This window comes from Nocardioides pyridinolyticus, from assembly GCF_054653575.1.
The window spans coordinates 47,221-73,268 of record NZ_BAAIFY010000011.1 but is presented as its reverse complement, the minus strand read 5'-3'; the positions used below and the strand labels follow the sequence as shown (position 1 = coordinate 73,268).

The 26,048-nt window shown below is 71.9% G+C and carries 32 protein-coding genes and 2 tRNA genes; 20 read left to right on the top strand and 14 right to left on the bottom strand.

Annotated elements, in window-relative coordinates; genetic code table 11:
• Position 1 precedes the first annotated feature (1 nt).
• The 3 genes from ACYQ0U_RS11750 to ACYQ0U_RS11740 are packed head-to-tail and all read right to left on the bottom strand — an operon-like array spanning position 2 to position 2,638.
• Positions 2 to 772 (bottom strand): enoyl-CoA hydratase, encoded by a 771-nt coding sequence (locus ACYQ0U_RS11750; RefSeq protein ID WP_459972988.1) that lies wholly within the window; start codon positions 770 to 772, stop codon positions 2 to 4.
• Positions 765 to 1,340, bottom strand: a complete 576-nt coding sequence (locus ACYQ0U_RS11745) for an isochorismatase family protein (RefSeq protein ID WP_459972984.1) — start codon at positions 1,338 to 1,340, stop codon at positions 765 to 767. Before ACYQ0U_RS11745 ends, ACYQ0U_RS11750 begins: the two co-directional genes overlap by 8 nt.
• Positions 1,341 to 1,342: 2 nt before the next feature.
• Positions 1,343 to 2,638, bottom strand: a complete 1,296-nt coding sequence (locus tag ACYQ0U_RS11740) for a nicotinate phosphoribosyltransferase (RefSeq protein WP_459972982.1) — start codon at positions 2,636 to 2,638, stop codon at positions 1,343 to 1,345.
• A gap of 18 nt (positions 2,639 to 2,656) precedes the next feature.
• Here ACYQ0U_RS11740 and clpS point away from each other — a divergent pair, with 18 nt between their 5' ends.
• The 6 genes from clpS (at position 2,657) to ACYQ0U_RS11710 (ending at position 5,909) form a co-directional block, all read left to right on the top strand.
• Positions 2,657 to 2,956: an ATP-dependent Clp protease adapter ClpS gene (gene clpS / locus ACYQ0U_RS11735; RefSeq protein ID WP_459972979.1), complete on the top strand. Its 300-nt coding sequence runs from the start codon at positions 2,657 to 2,659 to the stop codon at positions 2,954 to 2,956.
• Between the two features lie 19 nt (positions 2,957 to 2,975).
• Positions 2,976 to 3,560, top strand: a complete 585-nt coding sequence (locus tag ACYQ0U_RS11730; protein WP_459972977.1) for a DUF2017 domain-containing protein — start codon at positions 2,976 to 2,978, stop codon at positions 3,558 to 3,560.
• 10 nt (positions 3,561 to 3,570) lie between these two features.
• Positions 3,571 to 4,047 carry an NUDIX hydrolase gene (locus ACYQ0U_RS11725; RefSeq protein WP_459972974.1) on the top strand — a complete coding sequence of 159 codons (477 nt, stop codon included), beginning with the start codon at positions 3,571 to 3,573 and terminating at the stop codon, positions 4,045 to 4,047.
• 173 nt (positions 4,048 to 4,220) lie between these two features.
• On the top strand, positions 4,221 to 4,655 hold the full coding sequence (locus ACYQ0U_RS11720) for a M67 family metallopeptidase (protein WP_459972972.1): 435 nt from the start codon (positions 4,221 to 4,223) through the stop codon (positions 4,653 to 4,655).
• Between the two features lie 12 nt (positions 4,656 to 4,667).
• A complete protein-coding gene (locus tag ACYQ0U_RS11715; protein ID WP_459972970.1) occupies positions 4,668 to 4,946 on the top strand; it encodes a MoaD family protein in 279 nt (92 codons plus the stop codon).
• A gap of 12 nt (positions 4,947 to 4,958) precedes the next feature.
• Positions 4,959 to 5,909 carry a PLP-dependent cysteine synthase family protein gene (locus ACYQ0U_RS11710; protein ID WP_459972968.1) on the top strand — a complete coding sequence of 317 codons (951 nt, stop codon included), beginning with the start codon at positions 4,959 to 4,961 and terminating at the stop codon, positions 5,907 to 5,909.
• 16 nt (positions 5,910 to 5,925) lie between these two features.
• On the opposite strand, the gene ACYQ0U_RS11705 is transcribed toward ACYQ0U_RS11710, so the two are convergent.
• Positions 5,926 to 6,576: a PAS domain-containing protein gene (locus tag ACYQ0U_RS11705; RefSeq protein ID WP_459972966.1), complete on the bottom strand. Its 651-nt coding sequence runs from the start codon at positions 6,574 to 6,576 to the stop codon at positions 5,926 to 5,928.
• 18 nt (positions 6,577 to 6,594) lie between these two features.
• Complete coding sequence (locus ACYQ0U_RS11700) at positions 6,595 to 7,596, bottom strand: alkaline phosphatase family protein (RefSeq protein WP_459972964.1); 1,002 nt, start codon at positions 7,594 to 7,596, stop codon at positions 6,595 to 6,597.
• Between the two features lie 91 nt (positions 7,597 to 7,687).
• Between ACYQ0U_RS11700 and murI the strand changes: the two genes are divergently transcribed.
• The 7 genes from murI (at position 7,688) to rdgB (ending at position 13,224) form a co-directional block, all read left to right on the top strand.
• Positions 7,688 to 8,521: a glutamate racemase gene (gene murI / locus ACYQ0U_RS11695; RefSeq protein ID WP_459972962.1), complete on the top strand. Its 834-nt coding sequence runs from the start codon at positions 7,688 to 7,690 to the stop codon at positions 8,519 to 8,521.
• A gap of 8 nt (positions 8,522 to 8,529) precedes the next feature.
• Positions 8,530 to 9,288 carry an MBL fold metallo-hydrolase gene (locus ACYQ0U_RS11690; RefSeq protein WP_459972960.1) on the top strand — a complete coding sequence of 253 codons (759 nt, stop codon included), beginning with the start codon at positions 8,530 to 8,532 and terminating at the stop codon, positions 9,286 to 9,288.
• A 68-nt stretch (positions 9,289 to 9,356) separates the two neighbouring features.
• On the top strand, positions 9,357 to 10,259 hold the full coding sequence (locus ACYQ0U_RS11685) for an ABC transporter ATP-binding protein (protein ID WP_459972958.1): 903 nt from the start codon (positions 9,357 to 9,359) through the stop codon (positions 10,257 to 10,259).
• On the top strand, positions 10,256 to 11,056 hold the full coding sequence (locus ACYQ0U_RS11680) for an ABC-2 transporter permease (protein ID WP_459972956.1): 801 nt from the start codon (positions 10,256 to 10,258) through the stop codon (positions 11,054 to 11,056). Before ACYQ0U_RS11685 ends, ACYQ0U_RS11680 begins: the two co-directional genes overlap by 4 nt.
• A 10-nt stretch (positions 11,057 to 11,066) precedes the next feature.
• Complete coding sequence (locus ACYQ0U_RS11675; RefSeq protein WP_459972954.1) at positions 11,067 to 11,843, top strand: ABC transporter permease; 777 nt, start codon at positions 11,067 to 11,069, stop codon at positions 11,841 to 11,843.
• Between the two features lie 20 nt (positions 11,844 to 11,863).
• A complete protein-coding gene (gene rph / locus ACYQ0U_RS11670; RefSeq protein ID WP_459972952.1) occupies positions 11,864 to 12,601 on the top strand; it encodes a ribonuclease PH in 738 nt (245 codons plus the stop codon).
• A complete protein-coding gene (gene rdgB / locus ACYQ0U_RS11665) occupies positions 12,598 to 13,224 on the top strand; it encodes an RdgB/HAM1 family non-canonical purine NTP pyrophosphatase (RefSeq protein ID WP_459972950.1) in 627 nt (208 codons plus the stop codon). The genes rph and rdgB overlap by 4 nt, the downstream gene beginning before the upstream one ends.
• Here the strand turns inward: rdgB and ACYQ0U_RS11660 are convergent.
• The 3 genes from ACYQ0U_RS11660 to bcp all read right to left on the bottom strand — a co-directional run bounded on the left by ACYQ0U_RS11660 (position 13,212) and on the right by bcp (position 14,787).
• Positions 13,212 to 14,084: a bile acid:sodium symporter family protein gene (locus tag ACYQ0U_RS11660; protein WP_459972947.1), complete on the bottom strand. Its 873-nt coding sequence runs from the start codon at positions 14,082 to 14,084 to the stop codon at positions 13,212 to 13,214. The genes rdgB and ACYQ0U_RS11660 overlap by 13 nt on opposite strands.
• A gap of 51 nt (positions 14,085 to 14,135) precedes the next feature.
• Positions 14,136 to 14,209: transfer RNA gene (locus tag ACYQ0U_RS11655), tRNA-Leu, on the bottom strand.
• A 77-nt stretch (positions 14,210 to 14,286) separates the two neighbouring features.
• Positions 14,287 to 14,787, bottom strand: coding sequence for a thioredoxin-dependent thiol peroxidase (gene bcp, locus ACYQ0U_RS11650; RefSeq protein ID WP_459972945.1), 501 nt, complete (start codon positions 14,785 to 14,787; stop codon positions 14,287 to 14,289).
• A 94-nt stretch (positions 14,788 to 14,881) separates the two neighbouring features.
• Between bcp and ACYQ0U_RS11645 the strand changes: the two genes are divergently transcribed.
• Genes ACYQ0U_RS11645 through ACYQ0U_RS11615 form a run of 7 tightly spaced genes read left to right on the top strand, consistent with a single transcriptional unit; the run spans position 14,882 to position 20,383 of the window.
• Positions 14,882 to 15,571, top strand: coding sequence for an energy-coupling factor ABC transporter permease (locus ACYQ0U_RS11645; RefSeq protein WP_459972943.1), 690 nt, complete (start codon positions 14,882 to 14,884; stop codon positions 15,569 to 15,571).
• Positions 15,568 to 15,849: a PDGLE domain-containing protein gene (locus ACYQ0U_RS11640; RefSeq protein WP_459972940.1), complete on the top strand. Its 282-nt coding sequence runs from the start codon at positions 15,568 to 15,570 to the stop codon at positions 15,847 to 15,849. Before ACYQ0U_RS11645 ends, ACYQ0U_RS11640 begins: the two co-directional genes overlap by 4 nt.
• 7 nt (positions 15,850 to 15,856) lie before the next feature.
• Entirely contained in the window at positions 15,857 to 16,525 is a 669-nt protein-coding gene (gene cbiQ / locus ACYQ0U_RS11635) for a cobalt ECF transporter T component CbiQ (protein ID WP_459972938.1), read from the top strand.
• Positions 16,526 to 16,532: 7 nt separating this feature from the next.
• Positions 16,533 to 17,285 carry an energy-coupling factor ABC transporter ATP-binding protein gene (locus ACYQ0U_RS11630; RefSeq protein ID WP_459972936.1) on the top strand — a complete coding sequence of 251 codons (753 nt, stop codon included), beginning with the start codon at positions 16,533 to 16,535 and terminating at the stop codon, positions 17,283 to 17,285.
• A gap of 56 nt (positions 17,286 to 17,341) precedes the next feature.
• Positions 17,342 to 17,596, top strand: coding sequence for a DUF3618 domain-containing protein (locus ACYQ0U_RS11625; protein WP_459972933.1), 255 nt, complete (start codon positions 17,342 to 17,344; stop codon positions 17,594 to 17,596).
• A 3-nt stretch (positions 17,597 to 17,599) separates the two neighbouring features.
• On the top strand, positions 17,600 to 17,923 hold the full coding sequence (locus tag ACYQ0U_RS11620) for a GroES family chaperonin (protein WP_459972931.1): 324 nt from the start codon (positions 17,600 to 17,602) through the stop codon (positions 17,921 to 17,923).
• A gap of 60 nt (positions 17,924 to 17,983) precedes the next feature.
• Complete coding sequence (locus ACYQ0U_RS11615; RefSeq protein ID WP_459972929.1) at positions 17,984 to 20,383, top strand: penicillin acylase family protein; 2,400 nt, start codon at positions 17,984 to 17,986, stop codon at positions 20,381 to 20,383.
• Here ACYQ0U_RS11615 and ACYQ0U_RS11610 read toward each other — a convergent pair.
• From ACYQ0U_RS11610 to ACYQ0U_RS11585, 6 genes are all read right to left on the bottom strand, one after another.
• Positions 20,370 to 21,602, bottom strand: coding sequence for a hypothetical protein (locus tag ACYQ0U_RS11610; protein ID WP_459972927.1), 1,233 nt, complete (start codon positions 21,600 to 21,602; stop codon positions 20,370 to 20,372). The genes ACYQ0U_RS11615 and ACYQ0U_RS11610 overlap by 14 nt on opposite strands.
• Before the next feature lie 172 nt (positions 21,603 to 21,774).
• Positions 21,775 to 22,602 carry a hypothetical protein gene (locus ACYQ0U_RS11605; protein ID WP_459972925.1) on the bottom strand — a complete coding sequence of 276 codons (828 nt, stop codon included), beginning with the start codon at positions 22,600 to 22,602 and terminating at the stop codon, positions 21,775 to 21,777.
• Positions 22,603 to 22,736: 134 nt separating this feature from the next.
• On the bottom strand, positions 22,737 to 24,140 hold the full coding sequence (locus ACYQ0U_RS11600) for an FAD-dependent oxidoreductase (RefSeq protein WP_459972923.1): 1,404 nt from the start codon (positions 24,138 to 24,140) through the stop codon (positions 22,737 to 22,739).
• A gap of 3 nt (positions 24,141 to 24,143) precedes the next feature.
• Positions 24,144 to 25,178, bottom strand: a complete 1,035-nt coding sequence (locus ACYQ0U_RS11595; RefSeq protein WP_459972920.1) for a YihY/virulence factor BrkB family protein — start codon at positions 25,176 to 25,178, stop codon at positions 24,144 to 24,146.
• 39 nt (positions 25,179 to 25,217) lie between these two features.
• Positions 25,218 to 25,796, bottom strand: a complete 579-nt coding sequence (locus tag ACYQ0U_RS11590; RefSeq protein WP_459972917.1) for a LuxR C-terminal-related transcriptional regulator — start codon at positions 25,794 to 25,796, stop codon at positions 25,218 to 25,220.
• Between the two features lie 138 nt (positions 25,797 to 25,934).
• Positions 25,935 to 26,010, bottom strand: a tRNA-Lys gene (locus ACYQ0U_RS11585).
• Positions 26,011 to 26,048 lie beyond the last annotated feature (38 nt).

The window sequence follows — 26,048 nt, the reverse complement described above, 5'->3', positions numbered from 1 at the left end:
CTCACTCGCCGCGGAACACCGGCTTGCGGGACTCGGCGAACGCGTCGAGGCCCTCGGTGAAGTCGGCGGTGGTGAAGAGGGCCCGCTGGCCGGAGTGCTCGCGGTCGAGGGCGGCCTCGAGGTGGGGGAGCGTGGCGGCGTTGATGGCCTTCTTGATGCCGGCGAGGGCGAGCGGAGGGCCGGCGGCCAGGCGGCGCGACAGCCGGGCCACGAGCTCCTCGAAGGAGGCGTCCGGGGCGACGTGCGTGACGAGGCCGGCCGACAGCGCCTCCGCGGCCGGCAGGGGCTCGCCCAGCAGCGCGAGCCGCATCGCCCGGGCGCGGCCGATCGAGGCGGCGACCGAGGCGGAGGAGCCGCCGTCGGTCATCAGGCCGATGCGCGAGAACGGCAGCAGGAAGGCGGCCGACTCCGCGGCGACGATGATGTCGGAGGCCAGGGCGGCCGAGCAGGCGACGCCGGCGGCGATGCCGTTGACCGCCGCGAGCACGGGCACCGGGCACGAGACGACCGCGCGGATGACGCGGTTGGCGCCGTCCATCGTCTCGACCGGATGCGAGGGCGCGAGCCGCAGCGTGGCCGTGTCGGCGCCGGCGCTGAAGCCGGCGCCGGTCCCGGTGATGACCACCACCCGGACCTCCGGGCGAGCGCTCACGCCCTCCAGCGTCGACGCCAGCCCCGTCATCATCGACGGCGTCACCGCGTTGAGCGCCTCCGGCCGGTGGAACGTCAGGGTCAGCACGCCGTCGGCGTACGACTCCAGCAGCTCACTCAACGACGACCCCGGCGGCCGCCATCTCGTCCACCGCCGCCGCGGACGTCTCCGGCGCGACGCCGGCGCAGAGCGGCAGCAGCAGCCGCGTCGGGAAGCCCAACTTCGCGGCGTCGAGCGCGGTCTGCCGCACGCAGTAGTCGGTCGCGATCCCGCAGACGTCGACCGCGTCCACCCCGTGCGCGCGCAGCCAGTCCGCGAGCGGCACGCCCTCGATCGACTTCCCCTGGAAGCCGGAGTACGCCGCCTCGTGCTCGCCCTTGAGGAAGATCGCGTCGAACGGCTGCGGGTCGAGGTTGGGGTGGAACGCCTCGCCGTCGGTGCCGACCTCGCAGTGCACCGGCCACGAGTGCTCGTAGTCCGGCTCGTCGGACCAGTGCGATCCCGGCGCGACGTGGTGGTCCTTGGTCGCCACCACGTGGGAGTACGCCGGGGCGTCGGGCCCCTTCTCGACCCACGCGGTGAGCAGCGTGTGGATGTCGGCCGCGACGGCGGCGCCGCCGGCAACGGGCAGCGACCCGCCCTCGCAGAAGTCGTTCTGGACGTCGACCACCAGCAGCGCGCGCGTCATGCTCACACCGTAACGGTCGGGATCACGGCCTCCCCGCGGGACATCTGCTGGATCTCCACCGGCAGCTCCGCCCGCGCGTCCAGGTGCCGCTCCCGCGCCGCGTCGAGCGGCTCGCGCCCGACCACCTCGCCCGCGCGCACCAGCGGCACCAGCAGCGGACGGTCGTCGCCGTCGTCGACCGGCGGCGCGCCGATGCCGATCACCTCGGCCTCGGCGATCCCGGCGGCGGACCGGCGCCGCAGCGCGTACTTGCGGCCACCGACCGAGGCCTTGTCGACGCTGCGCTTCGCGACCGACACCATCTCGCCGGCGTCGCCCTCGCGCGCGACCAGCTTGTAGACGAACCCGCACGTGGGATGGCCGCTGCCCGTCACGAGCTGGGTGCCGACGCCGTACCCGTCGACCGGGGCGGCGGCGAGCGCGGCGATCGCGTACTCGTCGAGGTCGCTGGTCACGATGATCCGCGTCGACGTCGCGCCGAGCGAGTCCAGCAGCGCCCGCACCTGGAACGCCTGCACGGCCAGGTCGCCGGAGTCGAGCCGGACGGCGCCGAGCGAGGTGCCCGCGACCTCGATGCCGGCGCGCACGGCGGCCTCGACGTCGTAGGTGTCCACGAGCAGCGTCGTGCCCACCCCGAGCGAGTCGACCTGCGCGCGGAACGCGTCGGTCTCGGTGTCGTGCAGCAGCGTGAACGAGTGGGCGCTGGTGCCGGTCGTCGGCACGCCGTACCGCTCCCGCGCGGCGAGGTTCGACGACGTCGCGAAGCCCGCGACGTACGCCGCCCGCGCGGCCGCCACCGCCGCCTCCTCGTGGGTGCGCCGCGACCCCATCTCGATGCACGGCCGGTCGCCGGCGGCCAGCGTCATCCGCGACGCCGCCGACGCGATCGCCGAGTCGTGGTTGTAGATCGAGAGCAGCAGCGTCTCCAGCAGCACCGCCTCCGCGAACGACGCCTCGACGATCATCAGCGGCGAGTGCGGGAAGTAGGCCTCGCCCTCGGCGTAGCCCCACACGTCGCCCGAGAAGCGGCGCGCCGCCAGCCACTCGAGCGTCGGCCCGTCGACGACGTCCTCCAGCACGGCCAGCTCGGCCGGGCCGAAGCGGAACGCCTCGATCGCGTCGAGCGCCCGCCCGACGCCGGCCACGACGCCGTACCGCCGGCCCTCGGGGAGCCGCCGCGGGAACAGCTCGAACACCGATCTGCGGTGCGCGGCGCCCGAGCGCAGCGCGGCCTGGAGCATGGTCAGCTCGTAGTGGTCGGTGAGCAGCGCCGTCGATGGTGTCACGGGGGGAGTCACGTGGGTCAGTGTGCCAACATGGGCATCGTGACCGCGCCCGTCGAGGTCGAACCGACCACCACCCCCGATGAGACCGTCCAGACGGCGAAGCCCTGGGTGACCATCGTGTGGAACGACCCGGTCAACCTCATGTCCTACGTCACCTACGTCTTCCAGAAGTACTTCGGCTACGACAAGTCGAAGGCCGAGAAGCTGATGATGGAGGTCCACGAGGACGGCAAGTCGGTTGTCAGCTCGGGCACGCGCGAGGAGATGGAGCGCGACGTGCAGGCGATGCACGAGTACGGACTCTGGGCGACCATGGACAAGCAGGACTGACTGACGTGAGTTGCCAGAGATGAGTGCTTTCCACCGGCACCGGCGGAGCAAGCTGATCATCGCGAACTTCACCGGCTTCGAGGCCGACCTGCTGCGCTCGCTCGCGGGCCAGCTGGTCGAGCTGCTGCGCAACGAGGCGGCGGTCCCGAACGACACCGCGGACCCGCTCGAGGCGATGCTGGACTTCTCCGGCCCCACCCAGGAGCCGGAGGACCCGGTGCTGGCGCGGCTGTTCCCGACGGCGTACCCCCGCGACGAGGAGGCGGCGGCCGAGTTCCGACGGTTCACCGAGGGCTCGCTGCGCGACGGCAAGGCCGCGGCGGCGATCACGATCATCGACGGCCTGGAGGACGCCGGGCTCCCGCGCGAGCTCACCGAGGACGGGCTCATGATCGACGTCGAGCTCGACGACGCGACCGCCGAGACCTGGATGCGGTCCTTCACCGACCTGCGGCTCGCGCTCGCCACCCGGCTCGAGATCGAGGACGGCGACGAGGCCTACTGGCACTCGCTGCCCGACGACGACCCGCGCGCCCAGGCGCACGACATCTACGAGTGGGTCGGCTACCTCCAGGAGACCCTCGTCGGTGCGTTGAGCTCATGAGGGGCGACTGATGCCGATCCCGCCCTTCGTCGCGGAGCTGCGCGCTCTCGTCGGCTCCACCGAGCTCTGGCTGCCCGCCGTCACCGCCGTCGTACGGCGCGGGGACGAGATCCTGCTCACGCGGCGCGCCGACAACGGCGAGTGGGCGCCGGTCACCGGCATCCTCGACCCGGGGGAGGAGCCCGCGGTCGGCGCCGCCCGCGAGGCGCTCGAGGAGACCGGCGTCGTCGTCACGGTCGACCGGCTCGCCTCGGTCGGCGCCAGCCCCCGGGTCGTGCACGGCAACGGCGACCTCGGCGTCTACCTCGACCTCACCTTCGCCTGCACCTGGGTCAGCGGCGAGGCGCGCGTCAACGACGACGAGAACCTCGACGTGCGGTGGTGGCCGGTCGACGGCCTGCCGCCGATGACCCGCTGGCTGCGCGAGCGGATCGACGACGTCCTCGCAGGTGAGACCGCGGCGCGGTTCCGTCCCGCGCCCTCGTAACCTAGGGACGTGGACACCACCCAGAGCTCGTCGCGCGTCCCGCGCCCCGGGCACGCACCTCGCGGCGTTGCCGTCGCTCGCGGGACGAGCCGGTACGGCTTCGCTCCGGCGCCTTGCGATGCACGCACCCGGAGCACGGGCCGCCCTCGCCGATCCCTGGGCGGTGACCACGCGTGCTGACCATCGACCGCGCGACCTACGACGCCATCGTCGCGCACGCCAGGAGGGACCACCCGGACGAGGCCTGCGGGATCGTCGCCGGGCCCGAGGGCAGCGACCGCCCGACGCGGTTCGTGGAGATGGTGAACGCCGCCGGCAGCCCGACGTTCTACGAGTTCGACTCGACCGACCTGCTCCAGCTCTACAAGGAGATGGACCAGAACGACGAGGAGCCGGTGGTCATCTACCACTCGCACACCGCGACCGAGGCGTACCCGAGCCGCACCGACATCGGCCTGGCGATGGAGCCCAACGCCCACTACGTGCTGGTCAGCACACGCGAGCACGGGAATAACGAGGGCCCCGTGGAGTTCAGGTCGTACAGGATCGTCGACGGCGAAGTGACCGAGGAAGAGGTCACCGTGGTCGATGAGCTGCCCGCAAACTGAGGAGCAAGAGACATGGCCATCGAGGTCCGGATCCCGACTATCCTGCGCACCTACACCGGCGGCGAGAAGGCCGTCAACGGTGAGGGCGCCAGCCTGAGCGCGCTGATCGACGACCTGGAGTCCAACCACCCGGGCATCAAGGACCGCCTCATCGAGAACGGTGACCTGCGGCGGTTCGTGAACGTCTACGTCAACGACGAGGACGTCCGCTTCATCGGCGGCCTCGAGGCGGAGCTCAGCGACGGCGACCAGGTCGTCGTCCTGCCGGCGGTCGCCGGCGGCGCACGCTGAGCTGACCGGGCCATGACCCGCTACGACAACCTCCTCGCCTCGGTCGGCGGCACGCCACTGGTCGGGCTGCCGAGGCTGTCGCCGTCGCCCGACGTACGCCTCTGGGCGAAGCTCGAGGACCGCAACCCCACCGGCTCGATCAAGGACCGCCCGGCCCTCCGGATGATCGAGGAGGCGGAGAAGGACGGCACGCTCCGGCCCGGCTGCACGATCCTCGAGCCGACGTCGGGCAACACCGGCATCTCGCTGGCCATGGCCGCGAAGCTCAAGGGCTACCGGATCGTCTGCGTGATGCCCGAGAACACCTCCGAGGAGCGGCGCCAGCTGCTGCGCATGTGGGGCGCCGAGATCGTCTCCTCGCCGGCCGCCGGCGGCTCCAACGAGGCCGTCCGCGTGGCCAAGCAGGTCGCGGCGGAGCACCCCGACTGGGTGATGCTCTACCAGTACGGCAACGCCGCCAACGCCCTCGCGCACGAGGAGGGCACCGGCCCCGAGTTGCTCGCCGACCTGCCGTCGATCACCCACTTCGTCGCGGGCCTCGGCACCACCGGCACGCTCATGGGCGTCTCGCGGTACTTCCGGTCCGCGAAGCCGGACGTGCGCATCGTCGCCGCCGAGCCCCGGTACGGCGAGCTCGTCTACGGCCTGCGCAACCTCGACGAGGGCTTCGTGCCCGAGCTGTACGACGCCGCGCTGATCGACAGCCGCTTCTCGGTCGGCCCGCGCGACGCCGTCCGCCGGGTGCGCGAGCTGCTCGAGCTCGAGGGCATCTTCGCCGGCATCTCGACCGGCGCGATCCTGCACGCCGCGCTCGGCCAGGCCGCCAAGGCGATCAAGGCGGGCGAGAGCGCCGACATCGCGTTCGTGGTCGCCGACGCCGGCTGGAAGTACCTCTCGACCGGTGCCTACGAGGGCACGGTCGACGAGGCGGAGGACCGCCTCGAGGGCCAGCTCTGGGCGTAGCGCGGGTTCCGGGCGGTCAGCAGTCGAAACCCCGGCCGCGCTGGTCCAGCGACGCCGGCTCCGTCCGCACCAGGTCGGCGTCCGGCTCCATCATCGACCGCGCGGCCGCCAGCGTGGCGTCGAGGTAGGAGCGGCAGCTCTCGGCCTCGCCGAGCTCGAGGGCATACAACGCGGCGGTCAGCCCCTGCACGATGTTGTCGTTGATCTCGACGGTCTGACGGCGCCGCAGTTCCTGCTCGTGGAGCGCGACCGCCGCGGCCTCGCGCTCCCGCTCGGCCAGCACCTGGTCGGTCACGTCGATGCAGGTGCCGCGCATCCGTTCCGGCGAGCCGTCCGGACCCATCATGACCTGGCCGTTGGAGTGCAGGTAGCGGACCTCGCCGTTCGGCCGCACGATCCGCTCGACCATCTCGTAGGGCTCGCCGGTGGCGTACGCGTGCTGGTGGATGCTCCGGATCACCTCCCGGTCCTCGGGGTGGACCAGGGCCATGAACCGCTCGTAGGTCATCGCGAAGGCCTGCGGCTCGTAGCCGTAGATGCGGTAGAGCTGGTCGGACCACCGGTTCGTGTCGGTCGGGATGTGCCAGTCGTAGTCGCCCATGTTGGCCAACTGCTGGGCGTTGTCCATGCGCTGGCGCAGGATCTCGAGCTGCTCCTCGGCGGTCATCCCGCGATTGTCACCCGGTCAGGGGGCGACGACCAGCGTTTGCGCCGAGCCGAAGCGGCTCCCGCGCACGCGGTCCAGACCGAGCAGCCCGGTGGCCAGGTTGGCCAGGTCGCCGTTGCGGACCGGCTGGCGGTCCGGGGCGTACGACGGACGGCGGGTGCCCGGGTCCCGGTAGTCCGGGTTGAGGTCGTAGAGGTCGCCCGGCTCGACGCCGGCGCCCCACACCAGGAACGGGATCGTGTAGTTCGCGGCATCGGTGCGGTCGGAGTGGCTGAGCCCGTCGGGGGAGAAGCCGTGGTCGGCGGTCAGCACCACGGTGACATCTCTCCCGGCGACGGCGCGCAGCACGGTGCCGAGCTGGGTGTCGGTGCGCCGCACGGCGGCGAGGTACTCCGGGGACAGGCCGCCGTGCGCGTGCCCGGCCCGGTCGGGCAGCGAGACGTGCAGGAAGGTGAAGGCTGGCGCGCCGTCGCGCAGGTCGGCGCGGGCCAGGGCGACCAGTCGGCGCTGGTTCTCCCGGGTGACGAACGTGTCGATCGCCCGCGGCCAGGACCGCTCGTAGAGCGCGAACTTCGCCTTGGTGGAGTAGAGCGCGGTGTCGCCGCCGGCCCGGTGCACCGTCGAGAACACCGACGCGACCGCGTGCCCGGCCGCGCGCTGCACGGTGGTGCCGGGACGGTCGTCGTCCCAGGTGACGCCGTGTCCGCCGAACCGCGCGGTGATCCGGCGCCCGGTCATCATGCTGGCGTGGTTGGGCAGCGTGACCGACTGCTCGTACTCCGTGCGTCCGTTGAGCGTGCCCGCACCCTCGTCCAGCATCCGGTGGAGGGTCGGCGCTCCGGCGCGCCCGAGCCGGCGGATCGCGTCGACGTTGAGCCCGTCGACGGAGATCGCGACGACCTGGGACTCGGGGTGGGACTCGGGGTGGGACTCGGGGTGGGACTCGGGCGCCGGCTCGCCCACCGCGGCGGGGACCAGCGTGGCGAGCGCGACGACGGCCGAGAGGAAGGCGGTGAACACCCTTCCAACATAACCCGGAGTGATCGCCGTCTCTGGTGACGTGGGTCGCGTGCCCATGCGTCCGGGGGCGGGACGTCCTAGCCTTGCCGCTGTGCGCACTGTGACGGGGACGGCGACGGGGACCGGGACCGATGCCCCCATCGGCATCTTCGACTCCGGGTTCGGCGGCCTGACCGTCGCCCGATCCGTCATCGACCAGCTGCCGCACGAGTCGATCGTCTACGTCGGCGACACCGCCCGGCAGCCCTACGGCCCCAAGCCGATCGGCGAGGTCCGCGAGTACGCGCTCGAATGCCTCGACCATCTCGTCGAGCAGGGGGTCAAGGCGCTGGTCATCGCCTGCAACTCCGCCAGCGCCGCGATGCTCCGCGACGCGCGGGAGCGGTACGACGTCCCGGTGGTCGAGGTGATCCTCCCGGCCACCAGGCGCGCGGTCGCCGCCAGCCGCACCGGCCGGATCGGCGTGATCTGCACCCGCGCCACCGCCGAGTCGCTCGCCTACGACGACGCGTTCGCCGCGGCGCCGCACGTGCGGCTGTCCACGCGCGCCTGCCCGGCGTTCGTCGACTACGTCGAGGCCGGCGTCACCGGCGGCGACGAGCTGATCGGCCTCGCCCACGAGTACCTCGACCCGCTGACCAGCGAGGGCGTCGACACGCTGATCCTCGGCTGCACGCACTACCCGCTGCTCACCGGCGTCATCTCCTACGTCATGGGCGACAACGTCACGCTGATCAGCAGCGCGGAGGAGTGCGCCAAGGACGTCTACCGGACGCTCACGCAGGCCGACCTGCTCCGCCCCGACGGCACGCCCACCTACACCTTCCTCACCACCGGCTCGCCGGAGGAGTTCGAGACCATCGGCCGCCGGTTCCTCGGCCCGGAGATGGCCGGCACCCGCCAGTTCGTCGGGGGGCTGGTGTGAGCACCCCGATGAGGCTGACCATCGTCGGCTGCTCGGGCTCCTACCCCGGTCCGACCTCGCCGGCGAGCTGCTACCTCCTCGAGGCGGACGACGCCGACGGCCGCACCTGGCGGGTGCTCGTCGATCTCGGCAACGGCGCGCTCGGCCAGCTCCACCGGTACGCCGACCCGCTGTCGATCGACGCCGTGCTGGTCAGCCACCTGCACGCCGACCACTGCCTGGACCTCTGCGGCTACTACGTCATGCGGAAGTACCACCCGACCGGCCACCAGCCGCTGATCCCGGTGTGGGGACCGCCGGACACCGCGCAGCGGATGGCGCGGGCCTACGACCTGCCGCTCGACCCGGGCATGACCGAGGAGTTCGACTTCCGCACCTGGGACGGGCCGGTCGAGATCGGCCCGTTCGCGGTCACGCCGATGGAGGTCGCGCACCCCGTCGACGCGTTCGGCCTGCGGATCGCGGCCGGGGGAGCGACGCTCGCCTACACCGGCGACACCGGCCCGGCCCCGGTGCTCGACGACCTCGCCCGCGACGCCGACCTGTTCCTGGCCGAGGCGTCCTTCCGCTCGCAGGACGACAACCCGCCCGACCTGCACCTCACCGGCGCCGACGGGGGCGAGGTCGCGGCCCGGGCCGGGGTGAAGCGGCTCGTCCTCACGCACGTGCCGCCGTGGTTCGACCCGCAGGACGCGCTCGCCGAGGCGAAGGCGGCGTACGACGGGCCGACCGAGCTCGCGGTGCCCGGCGCGGTCTACGAGATCTGACGCACCTTCCGCGGCAGCGATCCGCGGGTCCGCTGCGCCGATCCCGTCCCGTCGGGCAGGGTGGGGGCATGATCGAAGTCGCGGGACTCACCAGGAAGTACGGCACCTTCACCGCCGTCGACAACGTCAGCTTCGTCTGCCAGCCCGGGCGGGTGACCGGCTTCCTCGGCCCCAACGGCGCCGGGAAGACGACCACGATGCGCGTGATGGTCGGCCTCACCCCGCCCACGTCGGGCCGGGTGACCATCGGCGGCCACCTCTACCAGGACATCCCGAACCCGGGCCGCCACGTGGGCGTGCTCCTCGACGCGTCCGCGCAGCACGCCGGCCGCACCGGCCGCGAGATCCTCGAGCTCGGCGCCGCGACCATGGGCCTGCCCCGCTCCCGCGTGGACGAGATGCTCGAGCTGGTCTCGCTCACGCAGCCCGAGGCGAAGCGCCGGCTGCGCAACTACTCCCTCGGCATGAAGCAGCGCCTCGGCATCGCGCACGCCCTGCTCGGCGACCCCTCCGTGCTGATCCTCGACGAGCCCGCCAACGGCCTCGACCCCGCCGACATCCGCTGGATGCGCGGCCTGCTGCGCGGCTACGCGGAGCGCGGCGGCACCGTCCTGCTCTCCAGCCACCTGCTGCACGAGGTCGAGCAGATCGCCGACGAGATGATCCTGATCGGCAACGGCCGGATCGTGGCGCAGGGCGACAAGAAGACGCTGCTCGCCGGGGCGTCCGGCGGCGTGCACTCCCTCGTCACCGCACTCGACAACCAGGCGCTGTCCGCGGCGCTCGGCGCCAAGGGCATCACCGTCGCCAGCGCGGGCGAGGGCCTGCGCGTCGAGGCCGAGCCGGTCGAGGTCGGCCGCACCGCTCTGGAGGCGGGCGTCGTCCTCACCGACCTCCGCGCGGGCGAGGGCGGTCTGGAGGACCTGTTCCTCGAGCTCACCGCGGCGACCCAGCGCGAGGCGGTCTCGTGACCACGACCGCGCCCCCGACGATGGACATCTCGGGTACGTCGCCCACCCCGTTCGCCCGCCTGGTCAGGGCCGAGCTCCGCAAGACCTGGGACACCCGGGCCGGCTTCTGGCTGCTGCTCGCGACCGCGGTCCTGACCGGCGCCGTCATGGTCATCCAGCTCGCGGTCGTGCTGGCCCAGGACCTCGTGGTCTCCTACAACGACTTCCTCACCTCGACGAACTTCTCCATCGCCCTGCTGCTGCCGGTCATCGGCATCCTGCTGCTCACCAGCGAGTGGGGCCAGCGGACCGCGATGGTCACCTTCTCCCTCGAGCCGAACCGGCAGCGGGTGATCCTCGCCAAGCTCGTGGTCGGCCTGCTGCTGGGCGTCGCCGCGGTCGTCATCGCCCTCGCGCTCGCCGCGATCTGCAACGCGCTCCTGGGCGGCATGTCCGACCTGGGCGGCGAGTGGGACCTGAGCCTCGAGCAGACGGCGTACTTCGTGATCCTCCAGGAGATCGGGATGCTGACCGGCTTCGCGTTCGCCGCGCTGCTGCTGAACTCGCCCGCCGCGATCGTGCTCTACATGGTCTACTCCTTCGTCCTGCCGGGACTGTTCGAGCTGGGCTCCACCCTGATCGGCTGGTTCTCCGACCTGCGGCCGTGGATCGACTTCGCCAGTGCGCAGGCCCCGCTGTTCGACGGCGGGGGCATGTCCGGCCAGGACTGGGCGCACTTCGCGGTGTCCGGCTTCCTCTGGCTGGTGGTCCCGCTCGTGATCGGGTTCTGGCGGGTGCTGCGAGCGGAGGTGAAGTGAGGTGTCCGCGATGACGCTGGACGTCTCGGCGACGCCGCGGACGCCCTTCCACCGCCTGGTCCGCACCGAGCTCCGCAAGTCCTACGACACCCGCTCCGGGTTCTGGCTGCTGGCGATCATCGGCCTGGTCGTGCTGGCCGCGGAGGTGATCGTGCTCGCGGTCGTGACCACGCAGGACGAGGCGATCAGCTTCGGGGACTTCATCGGGGTGGCGGCGTTCCTGACCTCGTTCCTGCTGCCGGTCCTCGGGATCATGGTGCTCACCAGCGAGTGGAGCCAGCGGACCGCGATGGTCACGTTCGCCCTCGAGCCGCGGCGCCCGCTGGTCATCGCGGCGAAGGCGCTCGTGGGCGTGCTGCTGACGCTGGCCACCGTGGCCGTGTCGATCGCGATCGGGTTCGTCTGCACCGTGCTGTTCGGCCTGATCGAGGGCAACGCCGACTGGACCTTCGGCTGGACGGAGTTCGCGGCCTTCCTGATCACCCAGGTGCTGGCGATGCTCGGCGGCTTCGCGCTCGCCGCGCTGCTGCTCAACACGCCGGCCGCGATCGTGGCGTTCTTCGTCTACAAGTGGGTGCTGCCCGGGCTGTTCGTCCTCGGCGCCGCGCTGGTCGGCTGGTTCGGGTCGGTCGCGCCGTGGATCGACTTCCAGAGCGCGCAGACGGCGATCTGGGACTGGTCCTCGGACGGCGAGGACTGGGCGCAGCTGGTGGTCTCCGGGCTGCTCTGGCTCGGCCTGCCGCTCGCGATCGGCACCTGGCGCGTGCTGCGCGCGGAGGTGAAGTAGCGCGCGGCTAGGGTCGGGGCATGACTGCACGCCAGGACGCGCCCCGGGAAGACGGCAGGGCCGACGACGAGCTCCGCCCGATCACGATCACCCGCAACTGGCTCGACCACGCCGCCGGGTCGGTCCTGATCGAGTTCGGCCGCACCCGCGTGCTCTGTGCGGCGTCGGCGTCCGAGGGCGTGCCGCGCTGGCGCAAGGGCTCGGGGCTGGGCTGGGTCACGGCCGAGTACGCCATGCTCCCCGCGTCCACCAACACCCGCTCGGACCGCGAGTCGGTCAAGGGCCGCATCGGTGGGCGCACCCACGAGATCAGCCGGCTGATCGGCCGGTCGCTGCGGGCGGTCATCGACTACAAGGCGCTCGGCGAGAACACCATCCAGCTCGACTGCGACGTGCTCCAGGCCGACGGCGGCACCCGCACCGCCGCCATCACCGGGGCGTACGTCGCCCTGGCCGACGCCGTCGCGCACCTGCGCTCGACCGGCGCGCTCACCGGCGAGCCGCTGACCGGCTCGGTCGCGGCGGTCAGCGTCGGCATCATCGACGGCGTCCCGCGCCTCGACCTGCCCTACGTCGAGGACGTCCGTGCCGAGACCGACATGAACGTGGTGATGACCGGCGACGGCAAGTTCGTCGAGGTCCAGGGCACCGCCGAGGGCGCGGCCTTCGACCGGGCCGAGCTCGACGCGCTGCTCGGCCTGGCCGAGAAGGGCTGCGCCGACCTGACCCGGCTCCAGCGGCAGGCGATCGGCTCATGACGCAGGTCTTCCTCGCCTCGCGCAACCGCAAGAAGATCGAGGAGATGGAGCGGATCCTCCGCGAGCGCCTCCCCGGGATCGAGGTCCTCGGCATCGACGACGTCGACGGCTACGAGGAGCCGGTCGAGGACCGGCCCACGTTCGAGGGCAACGCGCTGCTCAAGGCCCGCGCCGGGTACGCGGCGACCGGGCTGCCGTCACTGGCCGACGACAGCGGACTCTGCGTCGACGCGCTGAACGGCATGCCCGGCGTACTGTCCGCGCGATGGTCGGGGCCCCCGCAAGGTTCGAAGGAGGGCCAGGACGACCGCAACAACCAGCTGCTGCTGGCCCAGCTCGAGGACGTCCCGGACGAGCGGCGTACCGCCCACTTCATGTGCGCGGTCGCCTTCGTCCACGCCGGCGGCGAGGAGTGCGCGTCCGGCACGATGCCGGGCCGGGTCATCCGCGAGTGCCGGGGGAGCGGCGGGTTCGGGTACGACGTGCTGTTCGTCGCCGATGACCGACCCGGCCTGACCACCGCCGAGCTGTCGGTCGCCGACAAGGACGCGATCTCCCACCGGGGCTGGGCGCTGCGGCGGATGGCGCCGATCGTGGCGCACCTGCTGGCTCAGGCGGGCTGAGCCTGCTTCGGCGCCAGGCGCTTGGCGATCGTGTAGCCCCAGAGGGCGGCGAGGACGAACATGAAGAGCGAGTAGACCGCGGCCGGCACCGAGATCTCGGTGTTGTCGAGCACCTCGACGGCGACGTAGATCGCGAGCGTGCCGTTGTGCACGCCGATCTCCATCGACGACGCGATCGCCTGCTCGTCCCTGACGCCGGCCGCCTTCGGCAGGAAGTAGCCGAGCACGAGCGAGATCGCGCAGAAGAGGCCGGCTGCCAGGCCGACGTCGGCCAGGTAGCCACCGACGTTCTCGGCCTGGTCGAGCAGGATGCCGAGCACCAGGACGGCCAGGATGACCGCCGACCCGATGCGCACCGGCTTGTCCATGCGCAGCGCCCACGCGGTCGCCCGGGCGCGGACCAGCATGCCGAGGGCGACCGGGACCAGCACGATCGCGAACACCTCGAGGACCTTCACGAACTGGAGGCTGACCGAGTCGTTCAGGTCGTAGTGGTTGATCGCGACGTTCGTGATGATCGGCAGCGTGACGATCGCGACGATCGAGTTGATCGCGGTGAGGCTGACGTTCAGCGCGACGTCGCCGCGGAACAGGTGGCTGAACAGGTTCGCGCTCGTGCCGCCCGGCGACGCCGCCAGCAGCATCATGCCCACGGCGAGCAGCGCCGGCAGGTCGAGCGCCTTGACCAGCCCGAAGCAGATCAGCGGGAGCACGATCAGCTGGCACCCCAGCGCCACGGCCACCGCCTTCGGTGCGCGGCCCACCCGTCGGAAGTCGTCCGGGGTCAGCGAGAGCCCGAGGCCGAACATGATGATGCCGAGCGCCAGCGGCAGCCCGACGGTGGTGAGCGCGGAGTCCATGCGCGGACTCTAGTGACGCCGGTCTCCTTGTGGTGGGAGATCGCCGACCGGTGCGCCCGGAGAGACTCGAACTCTCACTGGCCAGGACCTAAACCTGGTGCCTCTGCCAATTGGGCTACGGGCGCGCGGGAGCCAGTGTTACAGCAACGCCGAGTCGGCGCTGTTTCAGCTGAGACAGCGCCGACTCGGCGGGACGCGGGCGTCAGGCGCCGTTGCCGGGCTGCTCGTCGGCCAGGTTGAGCTTGAGGTCCTTGCGGAGCTTGGCGACGTGGCCGGTGGCCTTGACGTTGTACTGGGCGAGGAAGACCTTGCCGTCCTCGTCGACGACGACGGTGGAGCGGATGACGCCCTCGACGAGCTTGCCGTAGAGCTTCTTCTCGCCGTACGCGCCGTACTCCTTCATCACGAGCTTGTCGGGGTCGGAGAGCAGCGTGATCGTCAGGTGGTCGCGCTCGCGGAACTTCGCGAGCTTCTCCGGCTTGTCGGGGGAGATGCCCAGGACCTCGTAGCCCTCGGCCTTGAACGAGTCCAGGGTGTCGGTGAAGTCGCACGCCTGCTTGGTGCAGCCCGGCGTCATCGCGGCCGGGTAGAAGTAGACGATCACCTTGCGGCCGAGGAGGTCGCTGAGCGCGACCTCCGCGCCGGTGTCGTCGGTGAGGGTGAACTCGGGGGCGGTGTCGCCGGGGGAGAGGCGCTCGGTCACGGGTCGGACTCCTTGTTGCAAGTCATGTGCAATAGCGTAGGGTGGGCACGTTCTCGGGTTCCATGGAAAACCTACTTGCTGAGCAGGAGAGCAGATGCACGTCCCCGACGGCTTCCTCGACGCCCCGACCTCCGCCGTCACCGGCGCGGTCGCGGTCGCGGTGGTGGGCGTGGCGCTGGTCAAGGCCCGCTCCGAGCTCGACGACAAGACCGCGCCGATGGCCGGCCTGGTCGCGGCCTTCATCTTCGCCGTGCAGATGCTCAACTTCCCGGTCGGCGCCGGCACCAGCGGACACCTCATGGGCGGCGCCCTGGCGGCGGTGCTGGTCGGTCCGTGGACCGGGATCCTGTGCGTCAGCGTCGTGCTGCTCGTGCAGTCCCTGCTCTTCGCCGACGGCGGCATCACCGCGCTCGGCACCAACATCGTGCTGATGGCGATCGCGACCGTCCTGGTCGGCTGGGTCGTCTTCCGGCTGCTCCAGCTCGTCCTGCCCAAGCGCCTCACGCTGGTGCCGGCCCAGGCGGGCATCGCGGCGTTCGTGTCGGTCCCGGCGGCCGCGCTGGTGTTCGTGCTGCTCTACGCCGTCGGCGGTACGGCGCAGATCCCGCTCGACACGCTGGTGACCGCGATGTTCGGCGTGCACACGCTGATCGGCATCGGCGAGGGCGTGATCACCGGCCTGGCGGTCGGCGCGATCGTCGCCGCCCGGCCCGACCTCGTGTACGCCGCCCGCCCGGTCCTCGCGCGGCGCGAGCTCGTCATCAAGAACGCGGTGGCCGCGTGAGCCGCGGCGCGAGCAGGGTGCCGACCAGGTGGCTCGTCCTCGGCATCGCGGTCGTCGCGCTGCTGCTCGCCGGCGTCGTCAGCCGGTTCGCCAGCGGTGACCCCGACGGGCTCACCAAGGTGTCGGAGGACCAGGGCTTCGCCCACACCGAGAAGCCGCGCGACGGCCTCCTCGGCGACTACGGCAGCCTGACCGGCGTCGTCGGCGTCCTGGTCGTGCTCGGCATCGCGGGCGGCGTCGCCTACGCCGTACGCCGCCGGCACCCGCAGGGCGGGTAGTCCCGGCGTGGGCGCCGGTCACGGCCACAAGCTGCACTTCCACGGGCACTCGCCCGTCCACCGGGCCCCGGCGCACCTGAAGATCCTGGCCCTGTTGGCGTTCGCGATCGTCGTGGTGGCGACGCCGCGCGATGCCTACCCGCTCTTCGCGGCGTACGCCGTCCTCCTCGGTGTCGTCATCGGGGTCAGCCGGGTGCCGCCGACCTACCTGCTCAAGCGCACGGTCGTGGAGCTCCCGTTCGTGGTGTTCGCGGTGCTGCTGCCGTTCGTCGCGACCGGCCCGCGGACCGAGGTCCTCGGCGTCAGCGTCAGCGAGCACGGCCTCGAGGCCGGCATCGCGCTGCTGGTCAAGGGCACGCTCGGCGTGGTCGCCAGCCTCACGCTCGCGGCGACGACCGAGCCGAACGACCTGCTGCTCGGCCTGGAGCGGCTGCGCATGCCGCAGCAGCTGGTGCAGATCATGGCGTTCATGGTCCGCTACCTCGACGTCGTCACCGGCGAGATGCAGCGGATGAAGGTCGCCCGGGAGTCCCGCGGCTTCTCGGCCCGCGACCCGCGGCACTGGCCGGTGCTGGCCCGCTCGGCCGGCGCGCTGTTCATCCGGTCCTACGAGCGCGGCGAGCGCGTGCACCTGGCGATGCTGTCGCGCGGCTACACGGGGAGAATGCCCCGGTGATGAACCCGTGAGCACCCCCGTCCTCGACGTGCGCGGCCTGGCCTACGCCTACCCCGACGGCCACCAGGCGCTCTTCGGCGTCGACCTGCACGTGCACCGCGGCGAGCGGGTCGCGCTGCTCGGTCCCAACGGCGCCGGCAAGACCACGCTCGTGCTCCACCTCAACGGCATCCACACCGCCGGCGCGGGCAGCGTCACGGTCAGCGGCCTGCCGGTCGAGAAGGCCCACCTGGCCGAGATCCGCCGGCGGGTCGGGATCGTCTTCCAGGACCCCGACGACCAGCTCTTCATGGGCACGGTGCGCGCGGACGTCGCCTTCGGGCCGGCCAACCTCGGGATCAGGGGCGAGGAGCTCGACCGCCGGGTCCTGCACGCCCTGGAGCAGGTCGGCATGGAGGAGTACGTCGACCGGCCCCCGCACCACCTCTCCTTCGGCCAGCGCCGCCGGGTCGCGGTGGCCACCGTGCTCGCCATGGAGCCCGAGATCCTCGTGCTCGACGAGCCGTCCTCCAACCTCGACCCGGCCAGCCGGCGCGAGCTCGCCGACATCCTGCGCTCCCTCGACGTGACCGTCCTGATGGTCACCCACGACCTGCCGTACGCCCTCGAGCTGTGCCCCCGATCGGTCGTGCTGAGCGGCGGCACCGTGGTCGCCGACGGCACGACCTACGACGTCCTGACCGACGAGGCGCTGATGAAGGAGCACCGGCTGGAGCTCCCGTTCGGGTTCGACCCGCGGACGGCCATGCCCCACCCCTGACCGGGGTGCCGGCGCGTTGGTAGCCTCAACCGTCGCCGAGAACGAGGAGTCACCCCGTGAGCCAGGACCCGTCGCTGTCTGCTCTGGAGCGTGAGATCGAGGAGACCAGGGAGAACCTGGCCGCCACGATCGACCAGCTCCTCTACCGGGTGCACCCCAAGACCATCGCGTCGCGCGAGGTGAGCAGCATCAAGGCGCACTTCGTCGACTCGCAGACCGGTCAGCCCCGCACCGACAACATCCTCAAGACGCTGGGCGTCGTGGTCGGCGTCGTCGGGTTCTTCGTCGTGGTCCGCAAGGTCGTCAGCTGACCGATGGGCGACAAGACCCCCATCAAGATGCTCCACGACCGGATCCTGGTCGAGCTGGACCGCGAGTCGGGCGAGCGCCGGTCCTCCGGCGGCATCGTGATCCCGGCGACCGCCGCGATGGGCGCCCGCCGGCTGGCCTGGTCGAAGGTCGTCGCGGCCGGCCCGCACGTCCGCACGATCGAGGTCGGCGACAAGGTGCTCTTCGACTCCGAGGACCGGGCCGAGGTCGAGGTCGCCGGCGAGCTCTACATCGTGATGCGCGAGCGTGACGTGCACGCGGTCGCCGCCGACCGGGTGGGCGACAGCGCCACCGGTCTCTACCTCTGAGCCGACACTTCTGAGTAACGCCTCGAGTAACCCGGGCGCCGGCCCGTCCGTTGAGGGGGCATGCTCCGACGCCTGACCGCCGCGGCGGCCGCCGCCACGCTCCTGCCGTTCGCCGCCGTCGCGCTGCCGACGGCCGACGCCGCCCCCCGGCCCGACCGGCCCGACCGGTACCGCGCGGCGATCGAGGTCACCAAGCACGGGATCCCGCACATCACCGCGTCCGACTTCGGGTCGCTGGGCTTCGGGTCCGGGTACGCCGCCACCGACGCGTCGATCTGCACGCTGGCCGACACGGTGGTGACCGCCCGCGGCGAGCGCTCGCGGTGGTTCGGGCCGAAGAAGCGCTACAACGACCAGGTCACGCTCCAGGCGTCCAACCTCCAGGTCGACGCGTTCGTCGCGTCCCTGCGCCAGCGCCGGGTCGTCGAGAAGCTGCTCAGGGACCCGGTCCGCGGCCCCGGCCGGGAGGCCCGCCAGATGGTGAAGGGCTACGTCGCCGGCGCCAACGAGTGGCTGCGGACCAACAAGGTCACCGACCCGGCCTGCGCCGGCGCGGCGTACCTGAAGCCGAACGTGACCGCGCTCGACCTCTGGTACGGGGTCTACCTGGCCAACCTGCTCGCCTCCGCCGGCGTCTTCGTCAAGGAGATCGTCGACGCCGCGCCGCCGTCGGCCGACGACCCGGGGCTCGAGGCCCCGGTCCGGGCTGCCGACGTCGACCGCGACGCGCTGCTGACGGCGCTCGGGCGCGACCCCGAGGCGCCGTTCGGCTCCAACGCCACCGCCGTGGGCGGCGACGCGACCACGACCGGCCGCGGCATGGTGCTCGGCAACCCGCACTTCCCGTGGCGCGGGCGCTACCACTTCACCCAGCAGCACCTGACGATCCCGGGCGAGTACGACGTCGCCGGCGCCTCGCTGGTCGGCTCGCCGGTCGTCAACATCGGGTGGAACAAGGACGTCGCGTGGAGCCACACGGTCTCGACGGCGTACCGCTTCACGCCCTACGAGTACAGGACCGCCGGTCCCGGCACGACCTACGCCACCGACGCCGGCCCGCGGGAGCTCATCCACGACACCGTGAAGGTGCGGGTGCGGAAGAAGGACGGCTCGCTCGGCACCGTGACCGAGGACCTCTACCGGACCCCGCAGGGCTACGTGATCGACGCCCCCGCGGCGCTCATGCCGTGGAGCCCGACCAGCGTCTGGGCGATCCGCGACGCCAACGGCGAGCACCTGCGCACGATCGACACCTTCCTGGAGATGGGCAAGGCGACCAGCGTGCGCGACCTGCTGCGCCGCCAGGACGCCGCCGCCGGCATGCCGTGGGTGAACACGACCGCGGCCGACCGGGCCGGCGCCGTCCTGTACGCCGACCACTCGGTCGTCCCGAACGTGCCCGACGACCTCGCGGAGACCTGCATGACCCCTGTGGGGCGCGTGCTGGACCAGGTCGCGGGCCTGCCCGGCCTCGACGGCACCTTCGCCGACTCGAGCTGCGAATGGCGCACCGACGAGGACGCCGAGCGTCCCGGGATCTTCGGACCGTCCCACCTGCCCAGCGAGGTGCGCCGCGACTGGGTGATGAACGCCAACGACTCCTACTGGCTGCCCAACCCGAAGCAGCCGCTCGAGGGGTACGCCGGGATCATCGGCTGCGAGCAGTGCGTCCGCACCATGCGCACCCGGGTGGTGTCGCACTACGTGCTGGACCGGCTCGCGGCGGGGAAGAAGGAGTCGCCGGCCAGCCTGCGCGGCCACCAGCACGCGAACCGGGTCATGGCCGCCGAGGTGATGCGCGAGGGCGGCGCCCTCGACAGCGTCTGCCAGGCGACGGGCGAGACCGAGGCCTGCCAGGTGCTGCACGACTGGGACGGACGCTCCGACGCCGACTCCGTGGGCGTGCACATCTTCGAGGAGTTCGTGGTCCGCCTGAGCTCACTTCCGGTCGACGCGGCCGACCCGGTGTGGCGGACCCAGTTCGACCCGGCCGACCCGCTGGACACCCCGCGTGACCTCAACACCGACAACCCGCAGGTGGTGCAGGCGATGTCCGACGCGATCGCGGCGCTGCGCGAGCGTGGCGTCCCGTTCGACGCGCCGTGGGGCGAGCTCCAGGTCGCGGGCGACCGCGGCGCCCTGCCGCTCCCGCTCGGCGGCGGCACGGGCGACGCCGCCGGCAACGCGAACGCGCTGGCGTCCCGGTGGGCCCGGGCCAACACCGATCACGACCGGCCGATCACCTACGGCTCCTCGCACATCCAGGCGATCTCGTTCCTCGACGGCGGGCGCGTGGACGCCCGCACGATCCTGACCTACGGCCAGTACGAGAACCCGCGCTCGCCGTACTCCTCGGACCAGACGCGGCTGTTCTCGAGGGAGAAGTGGGTGCGGTTCGCCTGGACCGACGCCCAGATCCGCCAGGACCTGGTGCGCCGGTTCGTGGTCAGCGGACCTTGAGGGTGAGGACGCCGGAGGTGGCGCCCGTGGTGGCCTCCGAGCCGGCGACCGCGAGGCGGAACTTGTAGGTGCCGCGCTTGGTGAGCTTCGGGAAGGTCACCTTGGCGCGGTCGTTCCGGATCGCGAAGGACTTCACCGTCGACCAGGAGCCGCGGACGAGCTGCTTGAGCAGCAGGTCGGCGCCCCCGGCCAGCTCGACCGTGACGGTCCGGGTGAGCAGCTTGCCCTGCGCGACGACCTTGGTGCCCCCGTCGAAGTCGAGAGCCGTCATCGCGACGATGCTGTCGCCGACCGTCCGGCAGCCGACGTCGCCCTGCCAGTGGTAGTTCGTGCCGCCGACCTGGACCCAGGTGATGTGGTACTCGGACGCCCCTGCCCACTGCGGGTGGGCGGCGAGGTCGAACGCCGTCGTGCCGCTCCAGAAGCCCTCGTTGTTGTGGAAGTTCAGCGTCTGCTGGCCGTGGTCGGTCTCGACGCGGACGTTGACGTCGTTGGCCTGGCCGTCCGGGATGTCCGACGGGTAGGTCACGGTCACGCCGGCGCAGGTCGGGTCCTGGTACTCCCAGTCCCAGTTGAACGGCGCCAGCTCGGGGGTCTCCGGGACGCCGGGGGTCTGCGGGGTCTCGGGGGTCTGCGGTGCCTCGGGGGTCTCGGGCGTCTCGGGCGTCTCCGGCACCTCGGGCGTCTGCGGGGTCTCGGGGGTCTGGGGCGTCTCCGGCGTGGTGGCGCACGGCTGGACCCAGAGGACCTTGGACTTGGTGTCGTTGCCCTTCGAACCGGGCGTCGCCACGGTGACCTTCACGTGGTAGCCCCGGTTGGCCTGCGGAGCGGCGCCCGAGAACGCGAGGGTGTACTCCTCCTCGCCGTCGAGGTCGGTGCCGCCGCGTGCGTCGTCGCCGCCGACGTTCACGAACTGCTTGCCGGTGACCGAGATGGCGGCGGCCGCGGTCGGCCACTGCGAGGCGAAGCGGACGGAGGAGACGATGTTCGATCCCCGGTCGAAGTTGAACCAGCGGATCGTGAACGTGCAGCCCACCTGGGGCTCGTTCGCGGTGGTCACGTCGGGGTCGGACCCCGCGATCTTGATCGTGCCGTTGTTGCCGCCGTGGCTGCCGCTGGAGCTGCCGCCGGCGACCGCCGGGGCCGCGCCGAGGACGAGGGTCGCCGGGACCAGCGCCAGGGCGGCGGCGGTGACGGCGGTGACGAGGCGGGCTCGCATGAGGGCTCCCAACGGGTGTCGAACGGGGTCGGTAGGACAACCGTTCCACGTCGTCGACACCTCGAGGCGGGATGCAACCGAACCGTGTACCGAGCGTGGGGGAACCTTGAGGTTTCCTTGAGAGTGGCGTCCGAAATTGACGCTCCGGCACCCCAGCCCGCGACCCTGCCGGTCAGAGGACCGGGTCGAACGGCACGGTGCCCTTGACCAGCCTCAAGCCCTTGATGCCGGAGTGCTGCCGCGCGAAGGCGAGCTCGCGGGCGAGGTCGCCGATGTAGTTCGAGGCCGGCAGCGGTGCGAGACCGAGGGTCGAGAGGGTGCCGATCGCCAACCCGTCGTCGGACAGGAAGCCCGAGCCGGAGTCGCCGGGGACGCCGGGGGAGACGGTGTAGACCGGGTGCGACCAGCCGCCGTCGGCGTCGATGTCGCCGAGGCTGAAGCCGGTGTGGGGGGACAGCGGCTCGAGGCCGGCGCGGAGGCTCGAGTTGCCGTAGGTCCAGACCCGGTCGCCGGCGGCGGTGCCGTCGGTGTCGATCCCGGTCGGACCACCCCAGAACGGCACCGAGGGATTGACCTTCCCGACGTCGGCGGCGCGGACGCGGACGAGCGCGAGGTCGTTGTAGGCGCAGGCGTTCGCGTTTCTCGTGCCGACCTCCTTCATGGTCAGCCACGAGGAGTAGGCGAGCCTGCCCCGGCCGACGCGCGTGCCGCCGTCGGCGAGGCTCCCGCCCTCGCGGAACGTCACCGGCGTGCCGAGCCGCAGTGAGTCGGTCGAGCACCCGTCGGTGTCGGTCGCCGCGCCCTTGCCGGCGCAGTGGGCGGCGTACCCGACGTAGACGCGGCCGGCGGCGTCGGTGAACACGAAGTTCGCGGTGCACTGCGCACCCTTCGTGTACATCATCGTGCCCGGGTGGATCGTGGCCGAGTCGGCGCGTGCCCACTTCTGGGCGTTCGCCGGCCCTCCCAGGCCCAGGACGGCGACCGCGACGGCCGTGATCACGAGTGCTGCTCGACGTGCTCCCATACAGGTCGAACGAGACTCGCCGAGAAGGGGTTACGGCGGGATAGTCCCTGACGGAGTGGGGGGCGACACGCCGTGCGGACCCCCATTTCGTCAGGGACTATCCCAGCGGTTCAGCCAGCGGCGCGCCGCAGGCCGCACGTCGCGGGGCCCTCGAGCACCTCGCCGTCGAGCCCGAAGCGGGAGCCGTGGAGCGGGCAGTCCCAGGTGTCCTCGGCGTCGTTGCGGCGGAGTACGCCGCCCAGGTGGGTGCACACCGGGGCGTCGTCGCTCCCGGTCAGCTTGCGCGCCCAGCCGGTGGTCATCTCGACGGCGACCTGGAGGTTGATCCGCACGCTGTCGGGGAGGCCGCTGACCTCCCGGGAGCTCCACGGCTCGTACGCCGAGGCCCACTCCTGGTGGCCGCCGAGCAGACGGCCGGAGAGCGCGAGGCCGGCCGCGGCGCCGTTCGTCATGCCCCACTTCGAGTAGCCGCCCGCGACGAGGAGGTGGTCCGCGCCGGGCAGGATCGGGCCGACGTAGGGGAGCGCGTGGTGGGGCAGGTAGTCCTGGGCGGACCAGGCGTGGGTCTCGACCGCGCCGGGGTAGTGCTCGGCCGTCCACTCCCGCAGCCGGTCGAGGTGCTCGCGCTCGGACGTCGCGGCGCCGACCTTGTGCCCTTCGCCGCCGACGAGCAGCAGCGAGCCCGCGGGGTCCGGGACGCCGCGCAGCGACCGGCTCGGCTGGTCGGCGGAGAGGTACATCCCGTCGACCGCCTGCTCGCCGGTCCGGAAGGCCAGGGCGTAGGAGCGGGCGGGCTCGGCGCGGGCGAAGAAGGCGCCGCGGTCCAGGATCGGCATGTTCGTGGCGATCACGACCGCCTGCGCCGTGACGTCGAGGTGCTCGGTCTCGACCCGGCACGGGGCGTGCCCGTGCACCTGCTTGACCCGGATCCCCTCGGCGATGGTCGCGCCGTGCGTGCGCGCGTCGGCGGCGAGGGCGAGCGCCAGGGCCTGGGAGTCCACTTGGAGCTGGTCGTCGAGGCGGACCGCTCCGGCCGTCTCGAACGGCAGCGGCACCTCGTCGACCCAGGTCGCCTCCTCGATGCCGGCCTTGTGGAGGGCCTCGAGCTCGGCGCGCACGGACGCGGCGCCCTGCTCGCCGTTGGCATAGGTGTACGCCGGGCGGCGCTGGTGGTCCACGCCGTGCTCCGCGCAGAAGCGGGCGATCCAGGCGAGGCCCTCGGCGTTCGCCTCGGCGTACTGCCGCAGCACCGAGGCCGGGTGCCGGCGGGAGATCTTCGAGTAGTGCGTGCCCTGGAGCAGGCTCACCTTGGCCGTGCTCCGGCCGGTGGCGCCGAACCCGACGCGGTGGGCCTCGAGCACGATCACGGACTTCCCGGCGCGGGCGAGCAGCCCGGCCGTCGTCAGGCCGGTGATGCCGGCGCCGACGACCACGAGGTCCCAGTCGCCGTCGATGGCGGGCGTCGGGGCCTCGGGGTGCGGGTTGCGGTCCTGCCAGAGCGACGTCAGCGTCACGAGTCAGTCCTTCCGGTCGCCGGACAGGCGGCGGCGGGCGTCGAGACGGATCCGGCGACCCGTGCGCTCGTCGTCCTCCTCCTTCTGCCGGGCCTTCTCGATGTTGTGGGTGTCGCGGGGCGGGAGCTGGATCTTGCGCTCGGCCGGGATGCCCGACTGGAGCTCGCGTCCCCGCTCGAGCTCGGCGTCCAGCTCGGCGCCGAAGAGCAGCGCCAGGTTGGTCAGCCAGAGCCAGAGCAGGAAGGCGATCACGCCACCGAGGGCGCCGTAGGTCTTGTCGTAGGACGAGAAGTTCGCGACGTACAGCCCGAACGCCGCCGACGCGACCGCCCAGGTCACGATGGCCACCAGGGCGCCGACGCCGACCCAGCGGAAGCGGGGCTGTTGGACGTTCGGGGTGGTGTAGTAGAGCAGCGCCACGATCAGCACGACGACGAGGAACAGCACCGGCCACTTGGCGATCGCCCACGCGAGCTTCAGGCCGCCGCCGACGCCGAGGGCGTCACCGATCGAGTCCGCGACCGGGCCGGTGACGACGAGGGCCAGCAGGACGACGGCGGTGAGGACCACGAGCACGAGCGTGAGGAGCAGCATCATCGGGCGGAGCTTCCAGATCGGGCGCCCCTCCGGGATCTCGTAGATTCGGTTCATCGCTCGGCCGAACGCCCCGACGTACCCGCTCGCCGACCAGAGCGCGCCGAGGAGGCCCAGCGCCAGCGCGACCCCGGCCTGCTGGGAGCCGGCGATCTCGAGCAGCGGGTCCCGCACGCTCTCGACCAGGGAAGCGCCGCCGAGGTCGCCGACGATGCCGAGGAGCGTCTTGACGCTGTTGGTTCCCTGCCCGACCAGGCCGAGCAGCGAGGTGAGCGCGATCATCGCGGGGAAGACCGCGAGGACGGCGTAGTAGGTCAGCGCCGCGGCGAGGTCGGTGCACTGGTCGCTGGAGAACTCGCGCACGGTCTTGCGCAGCACGTAGCGCCAGGAGCGGTGATCAAGGTCGGTGGGGGACTCGACGTCCGTGTCCGTGTCGACGGCCATGCCCGCTGGTACCCGGACCCGGCCAGATCAGTCGGGGAGTCAGTCCTCCGGCGGGGCGAAGCCGTTCTGGAGGCACCACGCCACGGCGCGGCTGCGCGAGGTGGCCCCGATCTTGGCGTACGCCGAGCGGATGTAGGTCTTGACCGAGTTGATCGAGAGGTAGAGCCGGTCGGCGACCTCGAGGTTGCTGTGCCCCTGGGCGATCAGCGACAGCACCTCGACCTCGCGCGGGGTCAACGACACCTCGGAACCGAGCCGGTCGACGCGGCCCGGCAGGTCGCGGCCCGTGGCGGCGGCCTCGACGGCCTCGACGAGCTCACCGGCGCGGACGCTCATCGAGACCCACGAGTGGGCACCCAGCGCCAGCGCCCGAGCCCGGAGGTCCGGACGCAGGTCCCGGCTGATCGCCACGACGATCGGGCCGCCCGGGCGCACCAGCCGCGTCAGGTCCGCTCCGTCGCCGTCGTACACGCCGAGGGCGTCGTAGAGGACCACCTCGGCCTGCTCCACCTCGGTCACCATCGACCGCCCCGAGTACTGCGCCAGCATCGCCGTCAGCCCCTGGGTGAGCACCTCTTGAGGACTGACGACGGCCACGCGCGTGGGTCGTCCGGACATGGAGACAATCCTTGTTGGGGGCGGTGGCGGGGGCCCAGCGTGGCGTTACGCCCAAAGGGGTGAAATTCATCGAAAGCGCGCTCGGAACGTGCCGGAAACGCAGCGAGAGCCGGTCCTCTCGGACCGGCTCTCGCTGGGTGGTACGCCATCAGGGACTCGAACCCCGAACCCGCTGATTAAGAGTCAGCTGCTCTGCCAATTGAGCTAATGGCGCACGCTCTGAAGCGACGTGAACGATACCAGCGCGGGGCC